Genomic DNA, 24,335 nt, shown 5'->3' with positions numbered 1-24,335 from the left:
GCCACGGGGCTCACGGGCGGGGCTGCGGGGTGCACGGCGCCGGCGGGGCCATGGGGCTCGCGGGCGCGGTGTCACGGGGCTCAGAGCCAGCGGGTCAGCAGCTTCGACAGTTCGTCGGGGGCGTTCATGAAGTCGTAGTGGCCGCCGCCCACCACCCGGAACTCGACGCGGTCGGCGTAGCGGCGCCAGCCGTCGAGATCGGCCAGGGTCACGTCCTGGTCGTCCTGCCAGTGCAGGACGACGACGGGGCAGTCGACCGGGACCGGTGTCTCGCGCCGGTACTTCTTGGCGGCGGCGTGGTCGCGGAGCAGGACCATGAGGCCCAGGTCGATCATGTCGGGGCGCGGCTCGATGCCCCGGCCGCGGACGAACGCCTCGACCTCGTCGCGCAGTTGGTCCTCGGTCATCGTGAGCATGCGGTCGCGTGCGGCGTCGTGCGGGGCGGGCTGGCCGGAGACGAACAGGCAGTCCGGTGTGGGCAGTTGGGCCTCGGCGAGCCGGAGGACGGTCTCGTAGGCGGGCAGGGCGCCCGCGCAGTGCGCGAAGAACGCGAACGGCCGGTCGAGCAGCGGGGTGAGGGGTTCGATCAGGTCGGCGGCGAGGTTCTCGTAGGTGCCGTAGTGGGGGTGGCCGAGCCGGTTCTCGCGGCCGGGGAACTGCACCGGGCAGACCTCGATGTCCTCCAGGGCGGCCGGCCAGGCGCTGAAGGCGGAGGCGCCCGATCCGGAGAAGGGGAAGCAGAAGAGGCGGCCCTGGTGTCCGGTGGTGGGCGGCCGGACGAACCACGGCGACGGGGCGAGTGCGGAGCCGGTTGTCATGGTGTCTTTCGTTTCTGCGTGACGATGGGCAGGTGGGTCATCCCGGCGATGAAGTAGGACCGCAGGTGCTGCGGTTCACCGGCGAGCTCGATCGGCCCGCAGTGCTGGAGCAGTTCCTCGAAGAAGATCCGCAGTGTCAGCCGGGCCAGTGGCGCGCCGATGCAGAAGTGCGGGCCGAACCCGAAGGCGACGTGCCGTTTGGCGTTGGCGCGGGTGATGTCGAAGGTGTGCGGGTCGGGGAACAGGGACGCGTCCCGGTTGGCCGAGCCGATCCAGGCGACGACCGCCGCGCGGGCCGGGACGATGCCTCCGGCGATGGGGATGTCGTCCACGGCGTAGCGCATGAAGTTGCAGGCGGCCGAGGTCCAGCGCAGTCCTTCCTCGACCAGGTTCGGGATCAGGGTGGGGTCGGCCTGCGCCTTGTCGTACTGCTCGGGCCGTTCGACGAGGGCCTGCACGGTGCCGGAGACGGTGTGCGGTGTGGTGACGTTGGCGCCGAGCAGGATGCTGTAGCCGTCGAGGGCGATCTCCTCGTCGCTCAGCGGGGCGCCGCCGGCGCTGACGCTCATGAGGTGGGCGAGCAGGGTGTCGTCCTCGCCGCCCGCGGCGCGGCGCCGCTTGACCCACTCGGTGACGTAGTTGACCAGTTCGTGGTGGGAGATGGCCAGGGTGGCGGCCTCGTGGCCGACCATGAAGTGCGGGTCGGAGGGGGCCGTCACCATCGCGGTGAGCTGGACGAGTTCCTCCCAGTCCTTGGCGGGGATGCCCAGGAGCGGGCCGGTGACCATGGCCGGCAGGAGCAGGGCGCGTTCGGCGAGGTCGAAGGTGTCGCCGTCCAGGGCCGGTTCCAGGAAGCGCCGGATCGTCCCGCGGATGGAGTCCTCCCAGGACTTCACCGCGCGGGCGGTGAGCGGGGCGCCGAGCGGGCGGCGGACCTCGGTGTGCCGGGGCGGGTCGGTGGAGGTGAGCAGCCTGCCCGCGGCGGGGTCGTCGATGCCGACGTGGGTGGGGGTGGTGCCGCGTTCGGAGGTGAACTCGCGGTGGTCGCCGAGCACGCGGCAGACGTCCTCGTGCCGGGTCACCGACCAGAACTCCCGTCCGTCGGGGAGGACTTGGTGGTGCAGCGGGGCCTTGTCCCGCATCACGTCCCAGACCGGGTGCGGATCGCCCGAGGTGTACAGGTCCAGGTCGAACAGGTCGAGGGTGTCGAGGTCGACATCCTGCGCGGGGCCCGGCGTCAGCCTCACGTGCCCGTCCTTGCCTGCTCGATCAGTTCGGCGACCCGGGTGGGGGTCTGCGCCAGGTAGAAGTCGCGGACGGACAGCTGGACGCCGTAGTCGCGTGCCACCTGCTCGATGATTTTGATTCCGGTGAGCGAATTGCCGCCGAGGACGAAGAAGTCGTCTTCCGGGCCGACTTCACGGTCGCCGAAGTGCGCCGCCCACAGTGCGGAGACTTCCCCGGCGAGCGATGCCGGCGCACCGGGCGACGCGGCCTCTTCTTCCGGCGTCCCGTCCTGTTCGTCCCGCTGGTCGATCACCTTCGGCGAAGATTTCATTTCCAGCCTTTCCTTCCTCTGTCGAACGGGAATTCCCGGGTGCCCGAAGTCACCGCGCTGCCACGGTAGATGGCCGGGGAAACGGCGGGCAAGGGATGACAGGACGGGCGGTCCCGGCAGGAGCCGACTGTCCTGCCGACGGGACGGCACGGCGTCTTCGCGGGCCTGACCGGAGCGTACTTCCGGGGGATTTTGGACCGGCCGGATCGGCTCAAGTCCGGTGCGCCGACGCTTCGTTGCCTTGCCCGACGCGGACGAAATATGGTGACGATCGGGTGGAACGCCCAGCGGTTTTCCGGGCGCGTCAGACAATCATGTACTGGAGGAGATTTCCTTGCTGAAGTCGGAACGGCTCGCGGTACTGCCCATCGATGCGTACGACCTGGGCCCGGAACTTTCCATCGTGGACGAGCACGAATACGGCGGTGAATACGACACGTTCACCTTCGGGTCCTGGTCGTCCCATGTGCTGGCCAACGGCAGCGGCGCCGATTCCGATGTCGCGTTCCGTCCGCACGAGGGAAGTCTTTCCCTGACGGAACTGGGAAAGCGGCTGCCGAACGTCATGTCCCTGGTGACCGAGCATTTCCCGCTGGAGCGCCTCCAGTGGGTGCGGATCTTCGCGCTGCGCGACGGGATCATCGCCCCGCACGTGGACTTCCTGGAGTGGGCGAAGCCGGGCCTGCGGGTGCAGGTTCCGCTGCGCACCAGCGAGGAGTCGCTGCACTCCGAGAACGACACCGTCTACCACATACGCCGCGGCGAGGTGTGGAAGATCCACTCGACCGATCCGCACTCCGCGCGCAGCACCGCGAGGACGGCCCGGCTCTCCCTGTGCCTGGACTTCGCGGAGTCCGAGGAGCCGCTGGCGATCCGCGGTGACATCCCCGCCACGGAGCCGGTCCTGCTGCCGGAGCGGCCCGAGGTGAGCGCGGCGGAGCTGGAGGAACTCATCGACTCCGGACGCCACTTCACCCCCGGGACGATGCGGGCGGCGTTCCGTCCGTTCGCCGCGCTGCACTTCGAGCGGCGGGCGCACGCCACCGCGGCGTTCGACTGGTATCTGGAGGCCGCCCGGCGCACCGGCGACGAGGACATGGTCGCCAAGGCCCAGGCCTTCCGCACGTACTGCATCGAGAAGCGGGGCGACGGCGAGGCGTTCGTCTGGTGAGGGCGCGCCCCGCGCGCGGACGGCGGGCCGGGATCGGGGGCAGTGCCCCGGATCCCGGCCCGCCGTCCGTGCGCGTACGACGCCGACGGCCCGGGGTGCGCCGCGCGGGGCGGCGCTCCCTGGGCCGGTGCGGGCGGGTCATCATCCCTTGGTGGTGCCCGCGCGCAGACGCTCGATCATGTGCCGGGTCGTCTCGATGGGGCTCTCCTCGGGCAGGTCCCGGGTGCGCGAGGGCAGCGCCGCGTTGAGCTTGGCGACGTGGTCGTTCCAGTCCTCCTGGCCGGCGAAGGGGATCGTCTCGCCGTCCTCGTAGGTGGGGAAGGGGCGGTAGTTGTTCAGGCCGGCCGCGTCGGTCCCGCGTACCAGCAGCGGGTCGAGGTAGATGCCCTGGCTGTGGATGCGGGTGGTCGTGGCGATGTAGCCGATGTCCAGGCCGCAGCGGCGCCTGGCGGAGGTGTTGGCCTCCGAGTGGTGCAGCAGGTGGGGGTGGTGGATGGAGACGTCGCCGGGCCGGAGCTCGATGTCCACGACACCGGCCTTGTCGATCCACTCCTGCACGATGGTCTCGTCGGAGGCGGAGAAGAGCATGTTGTCCGTGTCGGTGCGCAGCGACGGCTTGTGCAGCGGGAGTCGGTGGCTGCCGGGGATCATGCGCAGGCAGCCGTTCCGGGTGGTGCTCTCGTCGACGGCCAGCCACACCGTCAGCGCCTCCATCGGGCTGAGCGTCCAGTAGGCGCCGTCCTGGTGCCACAGCACGGGCTGCCCGTTGTAGGGGGGCTTGCAGATGTAGTGGGCGGTGAAGCAGGCCAGGTCGGGGCCGAGGAAGAACTCGGCGATGTCCACGAGGCGGGGGTCGGAGACCAGGCGGGCCCAGAAGGCGTCGTTGCGGATCAGCGGGTGGTGGAAGTGCTCGGGACGCAGATCCGGGTATTTCCGGGTGAGCCAGTCGACATGGGCGGCCGTCTCCTCCAGGAGCTCGGGGGGAATGACGTCGCGGATGATGGAGAAGCCCTGCTCGGCGTATTCCTTCGCCGCCTTCTCCAGTACGCCTTCGTCAAGTGTGGTCATGCGTCAACTCCTTGTCGGGTGTCGGGTACCGCTTTCCGCGCGGAAATGGCGTGGAGCCGGCCCGGCGCAGCGTCCGCCGGCTCCGTGGATTTCGGCGCGGGCCGTGTGCAGGGGTCAATGGAGGGTCGACGCGGCATCGCGCTGATGTGCGGCCGCTCATCATCCGGGCGGGCGGGCCGCGAAATGGGCTTCCCGGCCCGGCTGTTCACGGGATGACGGCTGCCGGTCGCGGCGGCGGTCCCCGGGCCTTCTCACGGCTCGCCCAGCAGTTCCCTACTCTCTCCGCCGCCCGAGAGGGGTGTCAATGTCTCGCGGAAATCAAGGCTTTCTCGATCAGCGCCCGCGTTTCGGGTATTGCGCGCCGGGCCGGTCCGGATGCCGGCTCGTGGTGTCCCGCTGACGGGACGGTGTGCGCGGCGGCCGCTTCGCCGGTGTGCGGGAACAGCGGGAATCGACCCCTTCTCCAGTCATCGTCTTTCACCGTTCGAGGGGGGCCGCATATGTTCTTGAGAATCCCGAGGCGGCATTCAACCGACACCAGCCCAGGGCTGGGTTGTCCGGCGGACGAGGATGACGTGACTATGTCCAAACAACCAGGGCCGTTCCGGCTGAGTGTCACCGACCTGCACGCGTCGGTCGACGATCCCGCGCTCACTTCCATGACGCTGCTCAACGAACTCGCCGGACGGTTCCCGGACGCGGTGTCGTTCTCCGCGGGGCGCCCGTTCGAGGGCTTCTACGACGTGGACGACCTCTCCCGTCATCTGGCGACGTTCCGCGGCTATCTGGAGGGCGAGAAGGGCCTGGGCGCGGAGCAGGTGCGGCGCACGTTCTTCCAGTACGGGCGCACGAAGGGGTTCATCCACGAGCTCATCGCGCGCCAACTGGAGGTCGACGAGGGCCTGAAGGTCGACCCGGAGAGCATCGTGGTGACCACCGGCTGCCAGGAGGCGATGGTGCTGCTGCTGCGTGCCCTCGTGCGCGACGCGCGCGACGTGATCCTCGCCGCCACCCCCAACTACGTCGGGTTCATCGGCGCGGCCCGGGTGGCCGGCGCGCCGGTGCGGGCGGTGCGGGAGCACGAGGGCGGTATCGATCTGGAGGACCTGGAGCGGCAGATACGGGCCGCGCGGCGCGAGGGCCTGCGGCCGCGTGCCTGTTACGTCGTCCCCGACTTCGCCAACCCCAGTGGCGCGAGCATGTCGCTGGCGGACCGGATCGCCCTGCTGGAGCTGGCGCGGCGGGAGCGGATCCTCGTCGTCGAGGACAATCCGTACTCCCTCTTCCGCGCGGACGGATCCTCGCTGCCCATGCTCAAGGCCCTGGACGAGTGGCGTCAGGTGATCCACCTCGGGTCGTTCGCGAAGTCCGCGTTCGCCGGTGCCCGTGTGGGCTATGTGATCGCGGACCAGCCGGTGACGGCGGCGGGCGCCGGGCGGGAGGAGCCGGTGCTGCTCGCCGATCTCCTCGCCCGGCTCAAGTCCATGGTCACGCTCAACACCTCGACGGTGGCGCAGGCGGTGATCGGCGGGTATCTGCTGGAGAACGGGTGCAGCCTCAAGCGGGCCACCGCCCGTGAGGCGGGGGTCTACCGCCGCAACCTGGCGACCCTGCTGGAGCGGCTGGGCCGCGTGTTCGCGCCGGTGCCGGGCAGCGGGCAGGACGTCACGTGGAATGCGCCCGAGGGCGGGATGTTCGTCGTGCTGACCCTGCCGTTCCGGGCGGACGACGCCATGCTGGAGTACTCGGCGTCCCGGTTCGGTGTCCTGTGGACGCCCATGGACCACTTCTACGGCGGCACGTCCGGGTTCCATCAGGCCCGGCTCTCCTTCAGCGTGCTCACCCCCGAGCAGATCGCGCTGGGCGTCGAGCGGCTCGGCGGGCTCGTCCAGGACCAGCGCGCCCGGCACCTGCCCTCCCTCACCCACCCCCGGACCGGTCGGCTGCTGGAGCCGCAGGGCGCCTGACTCCCGCCTCCCGCGAAGAGAGGGAACCAGCGGCGCCAGTGCCGCGCCGGGCAACGTCTTCCCCGTCGGCGGGGCCGGGGTCACCGGTCGGGATCCTTGTGCCGGCGCCACGGCCCGGCCCGGCGCACGCGCGCCGTCCGAAGCGGCACCCGGACGGCGCGTCATGTCTGCGACCGAGCATGCAGCCGGCGGGATTTGCCACCTGCCGTGGTCGGCCTGGCGCCTCGACGCCGTCGGTGAAGGCGCCCAGCAGATGCCGTACCGGCAGCGCCAGGCCGCCGGGCACGCCAAGGCGCCACGGGCCCGGCCCGTTCACCGGGCGCGCCTCAGCCCATCGCCTGCTTCACGAGCGCACCGATCCGCGCCTCCACTTCGGCCGTCACCTCGGTCAGGGCGAAGCCGGCCGCCCACATCGTGCCCTCGTCCAGCTTCGCCTGGTCGCTGAACCCGAGCGTCGCGTAGCGCGCCTTGAACTTCTCCGCGCTCTGGAAGAAGCACACGACCTTGCCGTCCAGCGCGTAGGCGGGCATCCCGTACCAGAGCTTCGGCGCGAGGGCCGGGGCGCCGGCTGTGACGACGGCATGGATCCGCTCGGCCATGATCCGGTCCGAGTCCTGCATCTCGGCGATCTTCGCGAGCACGTCCCGCTCCGCCTCCGCCGCCTTGTCCGCACGCGAGCCGCGGCGGGCCGCCGTCTTGAGCTCTTTGGCGTGGTCCTTCATCGCGGCCCGCTCCTCGGCCGTGAATCCCTCGTGCGTGCTGTTTCCGGCGCTGCTCATGGCAGATCTCCCTCTGAGGGTCCGATGTGCTGGATCTCGGGCGCGGGGCGGCGACATGCCGCCACATCGGCACGCTGCGTGCCGATCGAGTCTGAATACTGCGCGCAGTCCTCGACAATGTCAACGGCACGACACGTGCCGTTAGGATGGCGGCATGACCGACACGCCCGCCACGCCGAGACGCCGAGGCGCCGCACGCACCGAAGAGCTGCTCCAGGTGACCCTCGATCTGGCTGCGGAGGTCGGATACGCGGGCCTGAGCATCGAGGCGGTCGCCCGAAAGGCCGGGGTCGGAAAACACACGATCTACCGGCGCTGGCCGTCGATGCCGGCGCTGCTGCTCGACGCGCTCAGCCGCGTGTGGACCAGCGACCTGGACTACCGCGACACCGGGGACGTCCGCGCGGATCTGCGCGAACAGTTCCTGCGCTCGGGCCTCGCCCTCTCGAGCCCGCCGATCGGCCCCGTCTACCGCGCAGTCATCGCCGAGGCGCAGGCCGATTCAATGCTGCGGGCAATCCTGCACGAACGATTCCTGGTCACCGTCGAGCGCAGCACCCTCGACCGCATCACCCGCGCCCAGCGCACCGGTGAACTGGACGCGGAAGCGAATCTGGAATTCGCCGCCGAGGTGCTGTGCGGCACGCTGTACTACCGAAGCCTGCTGTCAACCCGCCCCATCGACGAGGACGCGGTCGACGGACTGCTGGACATGTTCATGGCCGCCTACGGAACCATCGGTTAGGACTCGACCGCACAAAGTCGGCCCTGCTCTCCCCGTCCGGGACCGTACGGGCCGCCATCTGTCCGATGCGGCGCTAGTCGCCGAGGAGGCGCTCCCACAGCAGTGCGTCCCGCCAGCTCCCGTCGAGGAGGATGGAGGAGTGCGTGACGCCGTACGGGCTGAACCCGTTGCGGCGCAGCACCCGTTGCGAGGGAAGGTTCTCCAGCTGGGTGGACGCCTCGGCGCGGTGCAGTCCGAGTTCGCCGGTCATCACCCCGAGGGCGAGGGCGACGGCCCGCCCGGCATGCCCCCGGTTCTGGGCGGTGCCGGCGATCCAGTATCCGAGGGAGCCGCGGCGCAGGTGCGGCTGCGGCAGGATGCCGCCGACGGTGACCTGCCCGATCACCTGATCGCCTGCGAGCACGACGCCCGGCCAGACCGAACCGGCCCGGTGCCCGGCCAGCAGCCGGCCGATCCGCTCCTCCTGGCCCTGCGCGGTGAAGAAGCCGTCCGGCTGCGCCGGTTCCCACCGCCGGAACGCCTCGGCGTCGCGGGCCCGGTGGGCGGCGATCGCGGCGGCGTCGGCGGGCTCGATCAGACGGATCCTGGTGCTGCCGGTCATGGACTGGACCTCGTGACGGTGCGTCGGGCGGGACGGCCAACCTACGCGGGGGCACCGGCCGGTGAGCCCCGTGGGGTACGGGGGTGGGCAGCGTGGAGCCGCCCCGGTGACGTGTGTCGCCGGGGCGGCTCGGGTGGGGGGCTTGCGGGTGATCAGGCCCGCTTCTTGAACGTGGACAGCGCCCAGACGTATCCGAGGACGGCGAAGCCGACGCACCAGGCGAGGGCCGCGATCGCGTCGCCGCTGGAGACGTGGCCGGCCAGCAGGCCGCGCAGGGTCTCGATGATCGGGGTGAAGGGCTGGTACTGGGCGAACTGCTTGACGCCGGCGCCCATGGTGTCCGCGGGCACGAACGCGCTGCTGAGGAACGGCAGCATGATCAGGGGCACGGTGGCGAGTCCCGCCGACTCGGTGGTCTTGGCGGCCAGGCCCATGGCGACGGTGAGCCAGCTGGTGCCGACCGACAGGAGCACGAACAGGCCGAGCACGCCGAGCCAGTCCAGGGCGCTCGCCTTGGGGTCGAAGCCCATCGCGAAGGCCACGCCGACGATGGCGGCGGAGGCCACCAGGCAGCGCACGGTGGTGACGACGACGTGTCCGGTGAGCATGGCCCCGCGGGAGACGTCCATGGTCTTGAACCGGTTGATGATGCCCTTGGTCATGTCGTCGTTCACGGCCGTCGCGGTGGCTCCCAGACCGTAGCTGACGGCCATCACGAGCAGACCCGGCGTCGCGTAGTCGATGTAGTGCTGGCCGACGCTGAAGGCGCCGCCGAACACCTTGACGAACATCAGCATGATGACGATCGGGAAAAGGACCGCGTTGAACATCGTGGTGGGGTTGCGCAGGGTGTGCTTCACGTTGCGGCGCAACATGATGCTCGAGTCGGCGAACGCCGTCGCGACCGTGCTCATCGCGCGATCGCCTCCTTCTTCTCGCTGGTGTCCTCGGCGGCCTCGGTGTCCTTGCCGGTGTGCTCGGTCAGGGCGAGGAAGACGTCGTCGAGGTCGGGGGTGTGCACGGAGAATTCCTGTGCGTCGAGGGTGTGTTCGTCGAGGCGGTCCAGCAGGGCCCGCAGCGACCGGGACCGGCCGTCGCTCGGCACCCGCAGGGTCAGTTCCTCCTCGTCGCGCGTGGAGCCGGCGAAGAGCCGCGCGGCGGCGTCGAGCTGGAGGGTGTCGGTGAACCGGAGCCGTACGTGGGTGCCGGGGATCTGGCGCTTGAGTTCGTCGGCCGTGCCCTGGGCGACCAGGCGGCCCTGGTTGAGGACGGCGATGCGGTCGGCGAGCTGGTCGGCCTCTTCCAGGTACTGGGTGGTGAGGAAGATGGTGGTGCCCTCGGCCACCAGCTCGCGGACGATCCCCCACAGCGTGCGCCGGCTGCGCGGGTCGAGGCCCGTCGTCGGCTCGTCGAGGAAGATGATCTCCGGGCTGCCGACCAGGGTCATCGCCAGGTCCAGCTTGCGGCGCATGCCGCCGGAGTAGGTGGACGCCAGCTTGTCCGCCGACTCCCCCAGGTCGAACCGCTCCAGCAGCCGGGCGACCACCTTGTCGGCGGAGCGCACGCGCTTGAGGTCCGCCATCAGTTGCAGGTTCTCGCGGCCCGACAGCAGATCGTCCACCGCGGCGAACTGGCCGGTCACACCGATGGCGGCGCGCACCTCCTTGGTCGCGGTCGCCACGTCGTGCCCGGCGACGCGCACCGTGCCCGCGTCGGCGGTGAGCAGCGTCGTGAGGACGTTGACGGTGGTCGTCTTGCCCGCTCCGTTGGGACCGAGCAGGGAGAAGACCGATCCCGCGGCGACTTCGAAGTCGATGCCGTCGAGCACGGCCTTGTCGCCATATGCCTTGCGCAGCCCTGTCACTGCGATAGCGGAACTCTTCATGCCCCCCACTGTCGGGCCGGGTGCTGACAAGGTCCTGTCACGGCCCTGACACGGCCCTCGAGTCCTCCTCGACGGCACGGATTGCTCTGCCACAAGCGGAATCCGGGGCGGGAGCGGGGGGCGCGGGGGATGCGAGAAGGGCGTCCGCGGGGGCGGACGCCCTTCTCGTCACAGCGCGGCCCCGGGGCCGTCAGCGCGTCAGCGGTCGCGGGCGCACTCGGCCTCGATCACGTCCAGGACGGCGCGTCCCTGGTCGACCAGGTACATGTGGTCGCCGGGGAACTCGGTGTAGCGGAACGCGGCCGTGGTCGCGTCCTGCCACTGGCGGCCCTCGGCGGCGGTGACCAGGCCGTCGGCCTCGCCGCGCAGCGAGGTGATGGGCACGGACACCGGCTCGTCGGTGCTGGGGACGTAGGCCTCGTGCATCTCGCAGTCGGCCTGGAGGGTGGGCAGGATCAGTTCCCGCATCTCGGGGTGGTCCAGTGCCTCGTGCCGGAATCCGGCGAACTCCTCGACGCGGGCGAGGAATTCGTCGCCCTCAAGGCCTGCGGCGCGGCGTTCGCGCTGGGTCCAGGGGCCCGGCGAGCCGCTGACGACCAGGCGTTGGACGGGCACGCCCCGGGCGGTCAGCAGGTGCACCAGTTCGTAGGCGAGGACCGCGCCCAGGCTGTGCCCGAACAGCACGACCCGGCTCGCCCCGCCGAGGCCGGCGGCGACGGTGTCGATCTCGCTCTTGGCGGCCTCGACGACGTTGCGGTAGGGCTCGTCGAGGATCCGCCGTTCCCTGCCGGGCAGTTCGACCGAGGTCACCCGCCACCGGCCGGCGGCCAGGTCCTGCCAGGGGTGGAAGAAGGAGGGGCCCGCTCCGGCGAACGGTACGCACAGCAGTGTGGTCCGCTCCCCCGTCTTCGCCGGCGTCATGTGGGCCTGCTCCTTTCGCTCGCTCGCATGCCGCTCCGGGCCGCTCACCGCTGGGCCAGCTTCCGGGCGATGACCCGCATGATCTGGCCGGCGGGCTTGGGCATGTGCAGGTCGTGGTGGGTGGCGTCGATGTCGTACTCCTCGATGGTGCCGAGGACGTGCGGGCGCCAGTCGGGGCCGTAGGAGGTGAGTCCGTCGACCTTGTCCAGCCGGGCGTTGAAATAGAGCACGTCGCCGCGGTAGACGGGTGACTCGAAGACGCCCATCTTCTGGAGGTTGTTGGCGCCGACCTGCGACATGGTGTCGAGGAAGGCGTCCATGTTGCCGGTGTTCATGAACTTGCCGAAGACTTCCTCGACGTCGGCGCGGTAGAGCTCCTTGGTGCGGCCGGCGACCTCGCGGAAGCCGTTGTTGGTGGCGGAGTTGGCGGGCTGGGAGTCCAGGACGGCGATGAGGCCGACCTCCAGGCCGCGCCGGTCCATCGCCTCGGCGACGGCGTGCGCGATGGGGCCGCCGAAGGACCAGCCGATCAGGTAGTAGGGGCCTTCGGGCTGGACGGCGAGGATCTGCTCCAGGTAGTCCTCGACCATCTCCTCCACCGAATGGGCCATCGGCTCCTTGCCGTTGGAGCCGCGCGACTGCAAGGAGTAGGCCGGCCGGTCGGGCACGTGCGGCGCGAAGGTGAAGAACGCCCAGCCCAGGCCGCCGCCGCCGTGGAAGAACCACACCGGTTCCTTGCCGGTGCCGGGGTCGCGGTTGAGCGGCAGCACGACGTCGAAGGAGTCGTCGTGGTTGCCGGGGATGCCGCCGATGAGCAGCAGTGCGGCGAGTTCGGCCACGGTCGGGTACTGGATGATCGTGCGCAGCGGCATGTCGACGCCGAAGTGCTTGCGGATGCGGGCGCTGAGGCGGGTGGCGAGCAGGGAGTGGCCGCCCAGGGCGAAGAAGTCGTCGTCGATGCCGACCCGCTCCAGCTTGAGGAGTTCGGCGAAGAAGGAGCACAGCTGCTCCTCGTGGGAGTTGCGGGGCTCGCCCTTGCTGACGGTGGTGGTGTGCTCGGCGGGCAGCGCGGCGCGGTCGATCTTGCCGGCCGGATTCAGCGGAAGCCGTGACAGCGGGACCATCGCGGCCGGGACCATGTAGTCCGGCAGCCGTGCGCCGAGGTAGGCGGGCAGCTCGGCCAGCAGCGGGCCGATCGCGGTGGCCAGGGCGGGCGCGGTGGCGCGGACGCGTCCGGCGACCTTGCCGGGGACGAACGCTCCGGTGACGGTGCTGTGCGGGGGCAGCAGCACCGCGTCGAAGCCGTGGGCGCTCTCTCCCGACCAGGTCAGGACGGCGTCCAGGCCCTGGCGGTGTGCCCAGGCGGTGACGTCCTGGGGGTCAAGGGGCCTGCCGGTGGGGGCGTCCTCGGTGACGACGCCGGCGAAGACGGCCGCGGCGGCCTCCTCCACCAGGCGGGCGTTGGGGATCCCGGTCACCCGCAGCGGGCCGCCCGCCCGCTCCAGGGGTCCGGTGAGCCGGTCCAGGGCACAGATGTCGCCGCCCCAGGGCAGCGCGGGCACGGTGCCCAGGTCGAGGGCGCCTGCGGGCTCCTTGTGCAGGACGGCCTCGTAGCGGTGGCGGGTCAGCGCGTTGTGCGCGTGGCCTGCCTTGAGGCGGATGTCGGCGCCGGCGCCGTGGCGCTGGGCCCACTCGGCGAACCACTCGGGGGCGATGAGCAGTTCCCGCTCGGCGAGCAGTGCCTGCTCCACGGCCGCCCTGATCTCCTCGTGCGAGGCGTAGGGCTGGCGTGCGCGCTGTTCGGCGGTCGCCAGGATGCGCTGGGTGGCGGCGTTGCGGACGTCGCCGACGATGATCCGGCCGCCGGGTTCGAGGAGGTCCCAGGCCTGGGTGAGGACCTGGTCGAGGTAGTCGGCGCTCGGGAAGTACTGGACGGTGGAGTCGAGGACGACGGTGTCGAAGCCTTCCCGGGGCAGGCCGGTGAGGTCGTCGGCGGCCTGGACGGCGAGGCGGACCCGGTCGCCGTGGCCCGCCGCCCGGGCCTGGGTGCGCAGGCGGTCGATCGCGGTGGCGGACAGGTCGGTGCCCCAGTAGGTGTCGACCCGGCCGGCGATCCGGGCCAGGAGCAGGCCGGAGCCCACGCCGATCTCCAGGATCCGGCGCGGGGCGTGGCGCAGGACGTGGGCGGCCGCGGCGTCCTGCCACTGGCGCAGTTCCTCGTGCGGGACGGGTTCGCCGCCGTGGACGTTCTTCCAGGGCTGGAAGTCCTCGCCCCAGGTGTCGTCGGCGGCGTCCGCGTGGGCGTCGTCGTGGATACGGCGCCATTCCTCGACCTGGGCGCCGGTGTCGGCGACGGCGGCGTCGGGGTCGGGTTCGATGTAGGCGACCAGGCGCTGGTCGCCCTTGTGGTCCTCGCGGACCACGACGGCGGCCTGCGCGACCGAGGGGTGTCCGGACAGGACGTGGTCGATCTCGCCGAGTTCGATGCGGAATCCGCGGACCTTGACCTGGGAGTCGGTGCGGCCCAGGTATTCGACCTGGCCGTCCTTGTTCCACTTCACCAGGTCCCCGGTGCGGTACATGCGGGCCCCGGCCGGTCCGAACGGGCAGGCCACGAACCGTTCGGAGGTCAGACCGCTCTGGCCGAGGTAGCCGCGGGCCAGGCAGGTCCCGGCGAGGTAGAGCTCGCCGGCGACGCCGGGGGCGACGGGGCGCAGGGCCGCGTCGAGGATGTAGACCTGGTTGTTCCAGATGGGGGTGCCGATGGGGACGCGGTCGGCGCCGGGGACGTGCTGCCAGCCGGTGACCTCGACGGTCGCCTCGGTGGGCCCGTAGAGGTTGTTGGCCGAGCAGGTGGGGAGCAGTTCGGTGAAGCGGTTGGCGAGGGCGGCGGGGAAGGCTTCGGCGGCGACCTCGATCCAGCGCAGGCTGGAGCAGTCCGCGGCGGCGGGTTCGGTGACGAACGCGGAGAGCAGGGAGGGCACGAAGAACGCGGCGGTCACCTGCTCGCGCTGGATCAGCTCCGCGAGATAGCCGGCGTCGCGCCGGCCCTCCGCACTGGCCACGACCACGCTGGCGCCGGTCTGGAGGTTGGAGAACATCTCCGGGACGGAGGCGTCGAAGCTGGCCGAGGTGCTCATCAGCATCCGGTCATCGGGCGTGACGGCGAAGTGTTCCAGTCCCCACTCGATCCGGTTGGTGATCGAACGGTGGGCGACCGGGACGCCCTTGGGGCCGCCGGTGGAGCCGGAGGTGAAGATGACGTAGGCGGCGTTGTCCGGCGACAGGGTCCGCTCGGGGTTGGTCGCCGGATGGGCGGAGACGTCCGGCAGGGTGTCTTCGAGGAGCAGCAGCGGGTCGGCGCTCGCGAGGATGTGGCGTACGCGTTCGGCGGGCAGTTCGGTGTCCAGCGGTACGTAGGCGGCGCCGGCCTTGACCACGCCGTAGACGGCGGTGAGCAGGTCCACCGAGCGGGGGATCTTCACCGCGACCAACTGCTCGGGGCCGGCGCCCTGTTCGATGAGCCAGTGGGCGAGCCGGTTGGCGCGGGCGTTGAACTCGGCGTAGGTCAGGGTCTCGTGCTCGCCGATCACCGCGATGCGGTCGGGGGTCCGGGCCGCCTGGGCCTCGAACGCGTCGGGGAGGGTGGTGGCGGCGACCGGGCGGGCGGTGTCGTTGACCCGGCGCACCAGGCGGTCGCGTTCGTCCTCGCCCAGTACCTCGATCGAGCCGATCGGGGCCTTCGGTGCGGCGGCGACCTGTTCCAGGACGCGTACGAACCGCTCGGCGAGGGCTTCGGCGGTGTCGCGGTCGAAGAGCTGGGTGGCGTACATGAGGTCGCCGCGCAGCGCGCCGGTGGTGTCGTAGGCGAGGCTGAAGAACAGGTCGGCCAGCGAGGTGTTGGTGAGGTACTGCTCGAACTCGACGGTGAGGCCGGGCAGTTCGAAGTCGGCCTTCTCGAAGCTCTGCCAGGCGAACATGACCTGGAACAGGGGCTGGTAGGCGGTGGAGCGTTCGGGGTTGATCAGTTCGACCAGGGTCTCGAAGGGCACGTCCTGGTGCTCGTAGGCGGCCAGGGCCTTGTCGCGGACCTGCGGGAGCAGGTCGGTGAAGGAGGGGTTGCCGGTGAGGTCGACGCGCAGGACCTGGGTGTTGACGAACAGGCCGACCAGGTCGGCCAGGCCCTCGTCGGTGCGTCCGGCGATCGGGTTGCCGATGGTGACGTCCTCGCCGCCGCTGAGTTTGCCCAGCAGGACGCCGAGCGCGGCCTGCACGACCATCGACATGGTCATGCCGCGCTCGTCGGCGAGCCGCTGGAGGCGGGCGGCGACCTGCGGCTCGACCCGCAGCGGCAGGGAGTCGCCCTTGGAGTCGCGGGCCGCGGGCCGCGGGCGGTCCAGCGGCAGGCTCAGCGGCTGCGGTACGCCGGTCAGTTCCTTGCGCCAGTGGGTGGCCTGGGCGGCGGCCAGCGAGCCGGGGTCGGTGACGTCGCCGAGGAGTTCGCGCTGCCACAGCGCGTAGTCCTTGTAGGTGACGGCCAGCGGTTCGTAGAGGGGTGCTCGGCCGGCGAGGCGGGCGGTGTAGGCGGTGGTCAGGTCGCGGGCCAGGGGGCCGCCGGAGACGCCGTCGGAGGCGATGTGGTGGATGAGCAGGACCAGGACGTGTTCCTCGGGCGAGCAGCGGAACAGGCGGACCCGGAAGGGGATGTCGGCCATGAGGTCGAAGCGGTGCGCGATGAACGCGTCGACCTCTTCGTCGAGGCGGCCGGGTGCCACGTCCACCACCGGCACCTGCACCGGTGCCTGGGCGGCGGGCAGGATCCGCTGGTGGGGTTCGTCGTTGTCGTCGAGCACGTAGGTGGTGCGCAGTGTCTCGTGCCGGGCGACGACGTCCTGGATCGCGGCGACGAGGGCGGCCTCGTCCAGCGGTCCCCTGAGCCGGAAGGCCGGGGAGATGTTGTAGGTCTCGGCCCCGCCCTCCAGCTGGTGCGTGAGCCACATGCGGCGCTGTGCGAAGGAAAGCGGAATCACGGGGTCTGCTCCTCTGGGATCATCCTGCGGAGAGCGGGGCGAAGGGGTACAGCCGATTCCTCCGACCAGGCGGCGAGCGCCGCGACCGTCGGCAGGTCGAAGATCTTGCGGATGGGTATCTCCATCCCGATCTCGGCGCGGGCGCGGGTGATCAGCCGGGTGGCGAGCAGGGAGTGCCCGCCGAGTTCGAAGAAGCCGTCGTCGGCCCCGACCTTCTCCAGGCCGAGGACCTCGGCGAACAGGCGGGCCAGCGCCTGTTCGCGGGGGGTGGCGGGTGCCCTGTAGGGGGTGGCGGAGGTGAGGTCGGGTGCGGGCAGCGCCTTGAGGTCGAGTTTGCCGTTGGGTGACAGCGGCAGCCGCTCCAGCGGCACATAGGCGGCGGGCACCATGTACTCGGGCAGCCGGTCGGCCAGGTGCTCCTGGATCTCGGCCGCGCCGGGCACGCTCGCGCCCTCGGCGGGGACCAGGTAGGCGGCCAGGTAGGGGGTGGTGTCACCGGGCTGCTGGGTGACGACGGCGACCTGGGCGATGTCCGGGTGGGTGGTCAGGGCGGCCTCGACCTCGGCGGGTTCCACCCGGTAGCCGCGGATCTTGACCTGGGTGTCGATGCGGCCCAGGTGCTGGAGCTGTCCGTCGGCGGTGAAGCGGGCCAGGTCGCCGGTGCGGTACATGCGTGAGCCGGCGGGCCCGTAGGGGTCGGGGACGAACCGGTCGGCGGTCAGGGCCGGCTGGCGGTGGTAGCCGCGTCCGGCGCCGGCCAGGTACAGCTCGCCCGGGGTGCCCGCGGGCAGCAGGCCGAGACCCGGGCCCAGGATGTAGGCCCGCACGCCGGGGAAGGGGCGGCCGATGGGCACGCCGGTGGGGTACGCCTCGTCGGCGTCCAGGAGGAAACCGGTGGCGTAGAACGTCTCGCTGGGGCCGTAGCTGTTGATGACGCGGGCCTTGGGCCAGCGGGTGCGGACCCGCTCGGCGAGGACCGGGGTGAGCACCTCACCGGAGATGTTCAGTGCGGTGGGGTCGATGCGGCCGGCGAGCTGGTCGACGAGTTCGGCGAAGGCGGAGGGCACCGAGCAGACGACGTCGACGTCCCAGTGGTCGCGTTCGGCCAGTTCCAGCACGTCGCGGACGATCTCGGCGGTGCCGCCCCGGGTGAGGGCGGCGAACGTCTCGAAGGTGGCGACGTCGAAGCCGAAGGAGGCGGCGACCAGGACGCGCCGTCCGTCCTCGGCGCCGGCCTGGGCGACCATCGTGTCCACGGCGTTCACGACGGTGGACTGGGTGACGCCCACGCCCTTGGGCACGCCGGTGGAGCCGGAGGTGTAGATGACGTAGGCGAGGCTGTCGGGTCCTGCCTTGGGGCGGGGCGCGGCGGCGGAGGTGTCCGCGGGCGCCGCCGTGAGGTCGATGTGGTCGAGGAGCAGGACGGGGATGTCGGTGGCGGGGACGAGGGGGCGGGTGGCGGTGTCGGTCAGGACCAGGTGGGGCCGGGCGGTGGGCAGGACGTGCGGGAGGCGGGCCGCGGCGTAGGCCGGGTCGACGGGCAGATAGGCGCCGCCCGCCTTGAGGACGCCCAGCAGGGCCACGACCGTGTTCACGGTGCGCGGCAGGACCACGCCGACCACGGTCTCGGGGCCCACGCCGTGCCGGGCCAGCTCGGTGGCCAGCGCCTCGGCGCGGGCGTCGAGTTCGGCGTACGTCAGTGACGCGCCGGCGGCGACCACGGCGGTCCTGTCCGGGAGCCGGGCCGTCTGTGCCTCGACCAGTTCGGTGAGCGTGACGCGGCGGGCCCGGGCGGCGTCCTCGTCGAAGGGGGCCAGCATCCGCTCGCGTTCGCCCTCCCGGAGCGCGTCGATCTGTGCGATCTTCACGCCGGGGTCGGCGGCCAGCCGGCGCAGGAGGAGCAGCAGGCGGTCCGCGTAGGTGTGGACCGTGTCGCGGTCGAAGACACCGGGCGCGTACTGGATGACGAGCTGGAGGTGCGGGTCGGCGGCGGCGGTCAGGCACAGCGCGTAGTGGTTGCCGGCGAAGGGGCGCAGGCCGGTGAAGGTGATGCCGTCGGCGGCGTCGCTGGCGTCCTCCAGGCCCTCCCGGTCGACCGGGTAGGACTCGAAGACGACCAGGGTGTCGAACAGGGACCGCACCCCGGCGGCCCGCTGGATCTCGGCGAGCCCGTGGTGGTGGTGCTCGGCCAGGGCGGCCTGGCGGCGCTGGAGCCGGTCCAGGACCTCGCCGACGGTGTCGCCGGGCGTGTGGGACACCCGTACGGGAAGGGTGTTGATGAACATGCCGACCATCGACTCCACGTCCGTCACCGCGGGCGGGCGGCCGGAGACGGTCGCGCCGAACACCACGTCCTGGCGGCCGGTGAGCTGGCCGAGCAGCAGCGCCCAGGCGCCCTGCACCAGGGTGTTGACGGTGATGCCCAGTTCGGAGGCGCGGCGTACCAGTTCGTGGGCCTCCTCGGTCGGCAGGGCGACCTCGACCTGGTCGCGGACGCCGTCGTCGGTGTCCGCGGAGTCGGGGGCGAGCAGGGCGGGCTCGTCGATCCCGTCGAGTTCGGCGGCCCAGGCCCGTGCCGCCTCCTTCGGGTCCTGGCGGGTGAGCCAGGACAGGAAGTCGCCGTAGTCGCGGGGTGCGGGCAGTGCGGAGGGGTCGCCGTCGGAGGCGTACAGCAGCAGCAGGTCCTGCATCAGCAGCGGGGTGGACCAGCCGTCGTAGAGGGCGTGGTGGGCGGTCAGGACGAGTTCGGGGCGGTCGGGGTCCAGGACGGCCAGGGCCAGACGTATCAGCGGGGGCCGTTCGGCGTCGAAGTAGTCCTTCTGGTCGCGGGTGAGGAACTCCTCGAACCTGCGGGTGCGTTCGTCCTCGTCGAGGGCGCTCAGGTCGAGGTGCTGCCAGGGCAGGGTCACCGACTGCGGGACCACCTGGACGAGGTCGCCGTCGGCGCGGTCGACGAACGCGGCGCGCAGGACGGGGTGGCGGTCCAGGAGTGCCTGTCCCGCGCGGTGCATGCGTTCGGGGTCGACCCGGCCGGACAGGTGGAAGACCAGCTGGATGTGGTACGGGTCGAAGGACGCCCCGGCGAGCCGGGCCTGGAAGAGGATCCCGGACTGGGCGGGGGTCGCGGGCCAGATCCGGGCCAGCTTGCCGAAGCGGGTCTCCCAGGCGTCGATCTCGCTCTGGGCGACGGTGACCAGGGGTGCGTCGCCGGGGGTGAGGCCGCCGGCTTCGGGGGTGGTGGCGTGGCGGGCCAGCGCGGTCAGGGCCTTCGTCCACAGTCCGGCGAGTTCGGTGACGTCCTCGCGGGTCAGGACGCCGGTGGGGAAGCCGAAGTAGGCGGTCAGTTCGTCGCCGTCGCCGGTGTCGGTGGCCACGGCGTTGATCTCCAGCGCGGACAGGACGGGCATGTCCGCGTCGGGGGCGGCGATCAGGTCGCGGTGGGTGGTGTCGGGGGTCCAGCCCAGGCCCCGCAGGTGTTCGGGGATGTCGGCGCCGGAGGCCTTGCCGAGGTAGTTGAAGCCGATCTGCGGGCGGCGCAGGCGGGCCAGCGCCGGTGCGGTCCTCGCGTTGAGGTGGCGCAGCAGTCCGTAGCCCAGGCCGTGGTCGGGGACGGCCCGCAGCTGTTCCTTGACGGCCTTGACGGCCCGTCCTGCGGCGGGGCCGCCGGCGAACGCGTCGGCCAGGTCGATGCCGGTGACGTCCAGGCCGACCGGGTACATGGCGGTGAACCAGCCGATGGTGGCGGACAGGTCGGCGCCGGGCACGAGGTGGTCCTCGCGGCCGTGGCCCTCCAGCCGGACCAGGGCGGGGGCGTCGGGCACGCCCCGGGTGCGGCGCCAGCGGGCCAGGGCCAGGGCCAGGGCGGCCAGGAGGCCGTCGTCGGGGCCGCCGTGGAAGAGGGCGGGCACGGTGTCCAGGAGGGTGGCGGTGACGTCGGCGGGCAGCTGGACGCGGACGGTGTCCACGGTGGAGGTGACATCGCGTGCGGGGTCCAGCGGGCGGGCGCCCAGGACCGGTTCGTCACCGGCCAGCGTCTTCTGCCAGAACGGCAGTTCGGCGATGCGTTCGGCGGTGGCGGCCTGTTCGGCGAGCGCGTGCGTCCAGCGGCGCAGCGAGGTGCCCGCGGGGGCCGGAGCGGGTTCGAGGCCGCTCTTGACCCGCTGCCAGGCGGCGGCCAGGTCGGGCAGCAGGATCCGCCAGGACACGCCGTCGACGACCAGGTGGTGCAGCACGATCAGCAGCCGGTCGGCCCGGTCGCCGCTGGTGAGCCGGACGAACTGGGCCATCACGCCCGCGTCCGGGTCCAGGCGGCCGGCGGCCGCGTCCAGCTCGGCCCGCACGGTCGCGGCGTCGTAGGGGACCTCGCGCAGCAGCGCGGCGGCCTCGACGCTGCCGGGCTCCCGCATGCGCAGGCCCTTCTCGGCCCGGTCCAGGTGGGAGCGCAGTACGTCGTGCCGGTCCAGGACGGCCTGGAGGGTGGCGGTCAGGCCGGTACGGTCGATGTCCTCGGGCAGGGTCAGCAGCGCGGACATGCAGAACCGGCCGACGGGTCCGCCCAGGGCGAGGACGTGGGCCGCGGTGGGCGGCAGCGGGGCCCAGCCCACTCCGGCGCCCGGCAGTTCGGCCAGCGTCACGCGCTCCTGGCCGGCCCGGCCCTCGACCAGCTCGGCGAGCCGGGCGACGGTGCGGTGCTCGAAGATCTCCCGGGTGGTGACCAGGACGCCGCGGGTCTTGGCGCGGGCCACGACCTGGATGGAGCGGATGCTGTCGCCGCCGCCGGTGAAGAAGTCGTCGTCGACGCCGATCTGTCCGGCGCCCAGGACGTCGGCGTACACCTCGGCCAGCACGCGTTCGGTCTCGGTGCGCGGCGCCCGGTACTGGGCGCCGGTGAACTGCGGTGCGGGCAGGGCGCCCCGGTCGAGTTTCCCGTTCGCGCCCACCGGGAGGCGGTCCAGGACCACCAGCTGGGCGGGCACCATGTAGTCGGGCAGCCGCCTGGCGGCGAAGCGGCGCAGGTCGGCCACCGACACGCTCGCGTTGATGTCCGCGTCGGCGCCCGCGGCACCGGCCTGGACCACGTAGCCGACGAGCCGCCGGGTGCCGGTGTGGTCCGCGCACACCGTGACGACGGCCTGGGTGACAGCGGGGTGCTGGGACAGGACGGTCTCGATCTCGGTCGGCTCGACGCGGATGCCGTTCACCTTGACCTGGTCGTCGGCGCGTCCGGCGTACCTGAGGCGGCCGTCCGCGTCCCACCGGGCGAGGTCGCCGGTGCGGTACATGCGGGTGCCGGCCGGTCCGAAGGGGCAGGCCACGAAGCGTTCGGCGGTGGCGGCCGGGGCCTGGTGGTAGCCGCGGGCGAGGTGGCCGGCGACGTACAGTTCGCCGGTCACGCCCTGCGGGGCCGGGGCGAGCGAGGGACCGAGGACGTGGGCGCGCATGTTGGCCAGCGGGGTGCCGACCGGGATCGCGCCGCCCTCGCTCCACTCCTCGGGGACGGTGAAGGTGGAGGCGTAGAAGCTCTCGGTCTGGCCGTAGGCGTTGACGACGCGGGTGCCCAGCAGTGTCCGGCGCACGGTGCGGACCATGTCCGCGGAGAGCGCCTCGCCGGCGAAGACGACGGTGTCGACGTCGAGCCGCAGGCCGTCGCCGGTGCCGGTGGCGACCTGGTCGAGGAGTGCGGCGAAGACCGTCGGCACGGCGCTGATCGTGGTGCCCGACCAGGCGTCGCGTTCGGCGAGTTCGAGGACGTCACGGACGATCTCGACGCTCGCGCCGCAGGTCAGCGCGGTGAAGATCTCGAACACGGAGACGTCGAAGTTCACCGAGGTCGCCGCCAGCATCCGCGAGCCCGGCCCGACGCCGGTGCGCCGGGCCAGGTCCCGTACGCCGTTGACGACACCGGCGTGGGTGACGGCGACGCCCTTGGGTGTGCCGGTCGAGCCGGACGTGAACATCACGTAGGCGAGATGGTCCGGGCGCGTGCCGGCGTCCGGCGCCCGCACGCCGGGGGCGGCGGGTGTGTCGGGTGTGTCGGGGTTCAGGTCGTCGAGGTGGAGGACCTGCTGTGCGCGCAGGGTGAGGGTGGAGGCGGTCGCGTGGTCGGTGAGCGTCAGGGCCGGTGCGGCGGTGGTGAGCAGCAGGTCGATGCGCGCGGCCGGGTAGGCGGGGTCGACGGGGAGGTAGGCACCGCCGGCCTTGAGGACGGCGAGCAGGGCGACGGCCAGGTCCGTGGAGCGGGGCAGGGCGACGGCGACCAGGACGTCGGGCCCCACTCCGTGCTCGCGCAGCCGGGCGGCCAACCGGGCGGCGCGGGCGTCCAGTTCGCGGTACGAGAGCTGTTCGGGTCCGCAGACCACCGCGGTGGCCCGGGGTGTGCGGGCGGCCTGGGCGGTGACCAGTTCGGCGACGGTCGTGTCCGGCAGGGGGGTGGTGGTGTCGTTGAGCGCGGTCAGCCGGTCCTGTTCGGCCGTCGTGAGCAGGTCCACGCGGTTCAGGCGGGTGCCGGGGGCGGTGACGACCTGGCGCAGCACGCGGACGTAGCGCTCGACGAGGCTCTGGGCGGTGGCGTGGTCGAACAGTTCGGTGGCGTACTCCAGGCGTCCGTAGGCGCGGCCGGAGGGGTCGGGGACGATGTTGAAGAACAGGTCGAACTTGGCGGTGTCGGTGCCCAGCGGGACGGGGGTGGCCTTGAGGCCGGGTACTTCCAGCGGGGACCAGGCGAACTGCCAGGCCAGCATGACCTGGAACAGGGGCTGGTAGGCGGTGGTGCGGTCGGGGTTGAGGAGTTCGACCAGGTGCTCGAAGGGGACGTCCTGGTTGTCGTAGGCGCCCAGCGCCCGGTCGCGGACCTGGTCCAGCAGGTCGCCGAAGGTGGGGTTGCGGGAGAGGTCGACGCGCAGCACCCAGGTGTTGGCGAAGAAGCCGATCAGGTCTTCGAGCTGTTCGTCGGGGCGTCCTTCGATGGGGCTGCCGATGGTGAGGTCGTCGCCGGCGCCGAGGTGGTGCAGCAGGACCGCGAGGGCGGCCTGGGCGACCATCGGGGCGGTGGCTCCGTGTTCGGCGGCCAGCCGGCCGATGCCGGTGACCACGTCGGGGTCGAGTTCGAGGTCGACGTGGCCGCCGGCGTGGGTCGCCGCGGTGGGCCGCGGGCGGTCCAGGGGCAGCTGCACCGGCTGCGGTACTCCGGCCAACTCGCCCCGCCAGTAGTCGAGTTGTTCGAAGGCGACGCTGTCGGGGTCGTCCTCCTCGCCGAGCATCCGCCGCTGCCACAGGGTGTAGTCCTTGTACTGCACGGCGAGCGGCTGCCAGTCGGGGGCCTCGCCGCGGCCGCGGGCGGCGTAGGCGTCGAGCAGGTCGCGCAGGAACGGGGCCATCGAGGCGCCGTCCGCGGCGACGTGGTGGAAGACGAACACCAGCACGTGCTCGTGCGCGGCCAGGCGGAAGACGCGGGTGCGCAGCGGCAGGTCCGAATCCAGCTCGAAGCCCTCGCCCACGAAGCGGCGCATCGCCTCGTCCACCGCGTCGGCGGCCACGTCGACCACCCGGAAGGCGAGGTCCGCCTCGCCGGGCGCCAGGATGCGCTGCTCCGGTGTGCCGTCCTGGTTCTCGACGAGCAGGGTGCGCAGGCTCTCGTGCCGGGTGGCGACGTCGGTCACCGCCGCGGCCAGGGCGTCGGTGTCCAGCGGCCCGTCCAGGCGCAGTACGAACGGGATGTTGTACGTCGCGGACGGCCCTTCCAGGCGGTGGAGGAACCACAGCCGGCGCTGGGCGAAGGACAACGGGATCATCG

Annotated in this window: 14 protein-coding genes; 3 read left to right on the top strand and 11 right to left on the bottom strand. The window is 71.9% G+C overall.

Features of this window, described 5'->3' with window-relative positions; all coding sequences use genetic code 11:
• Positions 1-80 precede the first annotated feature (80 nt).
• From WJM95_RS33475 to WJM95_RS33465, 3 genes are read right to left on the bottom strand one after another with little or no spacing between them, the layout of a single operon-like run.
• The gene (locus tag WJM95_RS33475; RefSeq protein ID WP_339134622.1) at positions 81-818 is read right to left on the bottom strand and encodes an alpha/beta fold hydrolase; all 738 of its coding nucleotides are present in this window, start codon (positions 816-818) and stop codon (positions 81-83) included.
• Entirely contained in the window at positions 815-2,065 is a 1,251-nt protein-coding gene (locus WJM95_RS33470; protein ID WP_339134620.1) for a cytochrome P450, read from the bottom strand. The genes WJM95_RS33475 and WJM95_RS33470 overlap by 4 nt, the downstream gene beginning before the upstream one ends.
• Positions 2,062-2,358, bottom strand: coding sequence for a phosphopantetheine-binding protein (locus WJM95_RS33465; protein WP_339134618.1), 297 nt, complete (start codon positions 2,356-2,358; stop codon positions 2,062-2,064). The genes WJM95_RS33470 and WJM95_RS33465 overlap by 4 nt, the downstream gene beginning before the upstream one ends.
• Before the next feature lie 352 nt (positions 2,359-2,710).
• On the opposite strand from WJM95_RS33465, the gene WJM95_RS33460 reads away from it, so the two are divergent.
• Entirely contained in the window at positions 2,711-3,547 is an 837-nt protein-coding gene (locus tag WJM95_RS33460) for a putative nonproteinogenic amino acid hydroxylase (protein ID WP_339134616.1), read from the top strand.
• Positions 3,548-3,688: 141 nt separating this feature from the next.
• Here WJM95_RS33460 and WJM95_RS33455 read toward each other — a convergent pair whose 3' ends face one another.
• The gene (locus WJM95_RS33455; RefSeq protein ID WP_339134614.1) at positions 3,689-4,615 is read right to left on the bottom strand and encodes a phytanoyl-CoA dioxygenase family protein; all 927 of its coding nucleotides are present in this window, start codon (positions 4,613-4,615) and stop codon (positions 3,689-3,691) included.
• Between the two features lie 581 nt (positions 4,616-5,196).
• Between WJM95_RS33455 and WJM95_RS33450 the strand changes: the two genes are divergently transcribed.
• A complete protein-coding gene (locus WJM95_RS33450; protein WP_339134613.1) occupies positions 5,197-6,582 on the top strand; it encodes a PLP-dependent aminotransferase family protein in 1,386 nt (461 codons plus the stop codon).
• Between the two features lie 326 nt (positions 6,583-6,908).
• Here the strand turns inward: WJM95_RS33450 and WJM95_RS33445 are convergent, their stop codons facing one another.
• Positions 6,909-7,361, bottom strand: a complete 453-nt coding sequence (locus tag WJM95_RS33445) for a hypothetical protein (protein WP_339134611.1) — start codon at positions 7,359-7,361, stop codon at positions 6,909-6,911.
• Positions 7,362-7,515: 154 nt separating this feature from the next.
• On the opposite strand from WJM95_RS33445, the gene WJM95_RS33440 reads away from it, so the two are divergent.
• Positions 7,516-8,106 carry a TetR/AcrR family transcriptional regulator gene (locus tag WJM95_RS33440; protein ID WP_339134609.1) on the top strand — a complete coding sequence of 197 codons (591 nt, stop codon included), beginning with the start codon at positions 7,516-7,518 and terminating at the stop codon, positions 8,104-8,106.
• A 73-nt stretch (positions 8,107-8,179) separates the two neighbouring features.
• Here the strand turns inward: WJM95_RS33440 and WJM95_RS33435 are convergent, their stop codons facing one another.
• The 6 genes from WJM95_RS33435 to WJM95_RS33410 all read right to left on the bottom strand — a co-directional run bounded on the left by WJM95_RS33435 (position 8,180) and on the right by WJM95_RS33410 (position 24,333).
• Positions 8,180-8,707, bottom strand: a complete 528-nt coding sequence (locus WJM95_RS33435; protein WP_339134607.1) for a GNAT family protein — start codon at positions 8,705-8,707, stop codon at positions 8,180-8,182.
• Between the two features lie 152 nt (positions 8,708-8,859).
• On the bottom strand, positions 8,860-9,621 hold the full coding sequence (locus WJM95_RS33430) for an ABC transporter permease (RefSeq protein ID WP_339134605.1): 762 nt from the start codon (positions 9,619-9,621) through the stop codon (positions 8,860-8,862).
• Positions 9,618-10,592, bottom strand: coding sequence for an ATP-binding cassette domain-containing protein (locus WJM95_RS33425; RefSeq protein WP_339134603.1), 975 nt, complete (start codon positions 10,590-10,592; stop codon positions 9,618-9,620). The genes WJM95_RS33430 and WJM95_RS33425 overlap by 4 nt, the downstream gene beginning before the upstream one ends.
• Before the next feature lie 198 nt (positions 10,593-10,790).
• Entirely contained in the window at positions 10,791-11,513 is a 723-nt protein-coding gene (locus WJM95_RS33420) for an alpha/beta fold hydrolase (RefSeq protein WP_339134601.1), read from the bottom strand.
• A gap of 44 nt (positions 11,514-11,557) precedes the next feature.
• Complete coding sequence (locus tag WJM95_RS33415) at positions 11,558-16,543, bottom strand: amino acid adenylation domain-containing protein (RefSeq protein ID WP_339134599.1); 4,986 nt, start codon at positions 16,541-16,543, stop codon at positions 11,558-11,560.
• Positions 16,540-24,333 (bottom strand): amino acid adenylation domain-containing protein, encoded by a 7,794-nt coding sequence (locus WJM95_RS33410; RefSeq protein WP_339134597.1) that lies wholly within the window; start codon positions 24,331-24,333, stop codon positions 16,540-16,542. Before WJM95_RS33410 ends, WJM95_RS33415 begins: the two co-directional genes overlap by 4 nt.
• Positions 24,334-24,335: the final 2 nt, after the last annotated feature.

The organism is Streptomyces sp. f51 (assembly GCF_037940415.1).
Taxonomy (GTDB): domain Bacteria; phylum Actinomycetota; class Actinomycetes; order Streptomycetales; family Streptomycetaceae; genus Streptomyces.
Note: the sequence above shows the minus strand (reverse complement) of the source record. Positions and strands in the feature narration are given on the sequence as shown.

Bases quoted from the DNA above. Each gene is read 5' to 3' on its own strand.
- WJM95_RS33430 (WP_339134605.1), bottom strand. From the start codon at position 9,621: ATGAGCACGGTCGCGACGGCGTTCGCCGACTCGAGCATCATGTTGCGC.
- WJM95_RS33455 (WP_339134614.1), bottom strand. From the start codon at position 4,615: ATGACCACACTTGACGAAGGCGTACTGGAGAAGGCGGCGAAGGAATAC.
- WJM95_RS33420 (WP_339134601.1), bottom strand. From the start codon at position 11,513: ATGACGCCGGCGAAGACGGGGGAGCGGACCACACTGCTGTGCGTACCG.
- WJM95_RS33475 (WP_339134622.1), bottom strand. From the start codon at position 818: ATGACAACCGGCTCCGCACTCGCCCCGTCGCCGTGGTTCGTCCGGCCG.
- WJM95_RS33445 (WP_339134611.1), bottom strand. From the start codon at position 7,361: ATGAGCAGCGCCGGAAACAGCACGCACGAGGGATTCACGGCCGAGGAG.
- WJM95_RS33440 (WP_339134609.1), top strand. From the start codon at position 7,516: ATGACCGACACGCCCGCCACGCCGAGACGCCGAGGCGCCGCACGCACC.
- WJM95_RS33450 (WP_339134613.1), top strand. From the start codon at position 5,197: ATGTCCAAACAACCAGGGCCGTTCCGGCTGAGTGTCACCGACCTGCAC.
- WJM95_RS33410 (WP_339134597.1), bottom strand. From the start codon at position 24,333: ATGATCCCGTTGTCCTTCGCCCAGCGCCGGCTGTGGTTCCTCCACCGC.
- WJM95_RS33425 (WP_339134603.1), bottom strand. From the start codon at position 10,592: ATGAAGAGTTCCGCTATCGCAGTGACAGGGCTGCGCAAGGCATATGGC.
- WJM95_RS33435 (WP_339134607.1), bottom strand. From the start codon at position 8,707: ATGACCGGCAGCACCAGGATCCGTCTGATCGAGCCCGCCGACGCCGCC.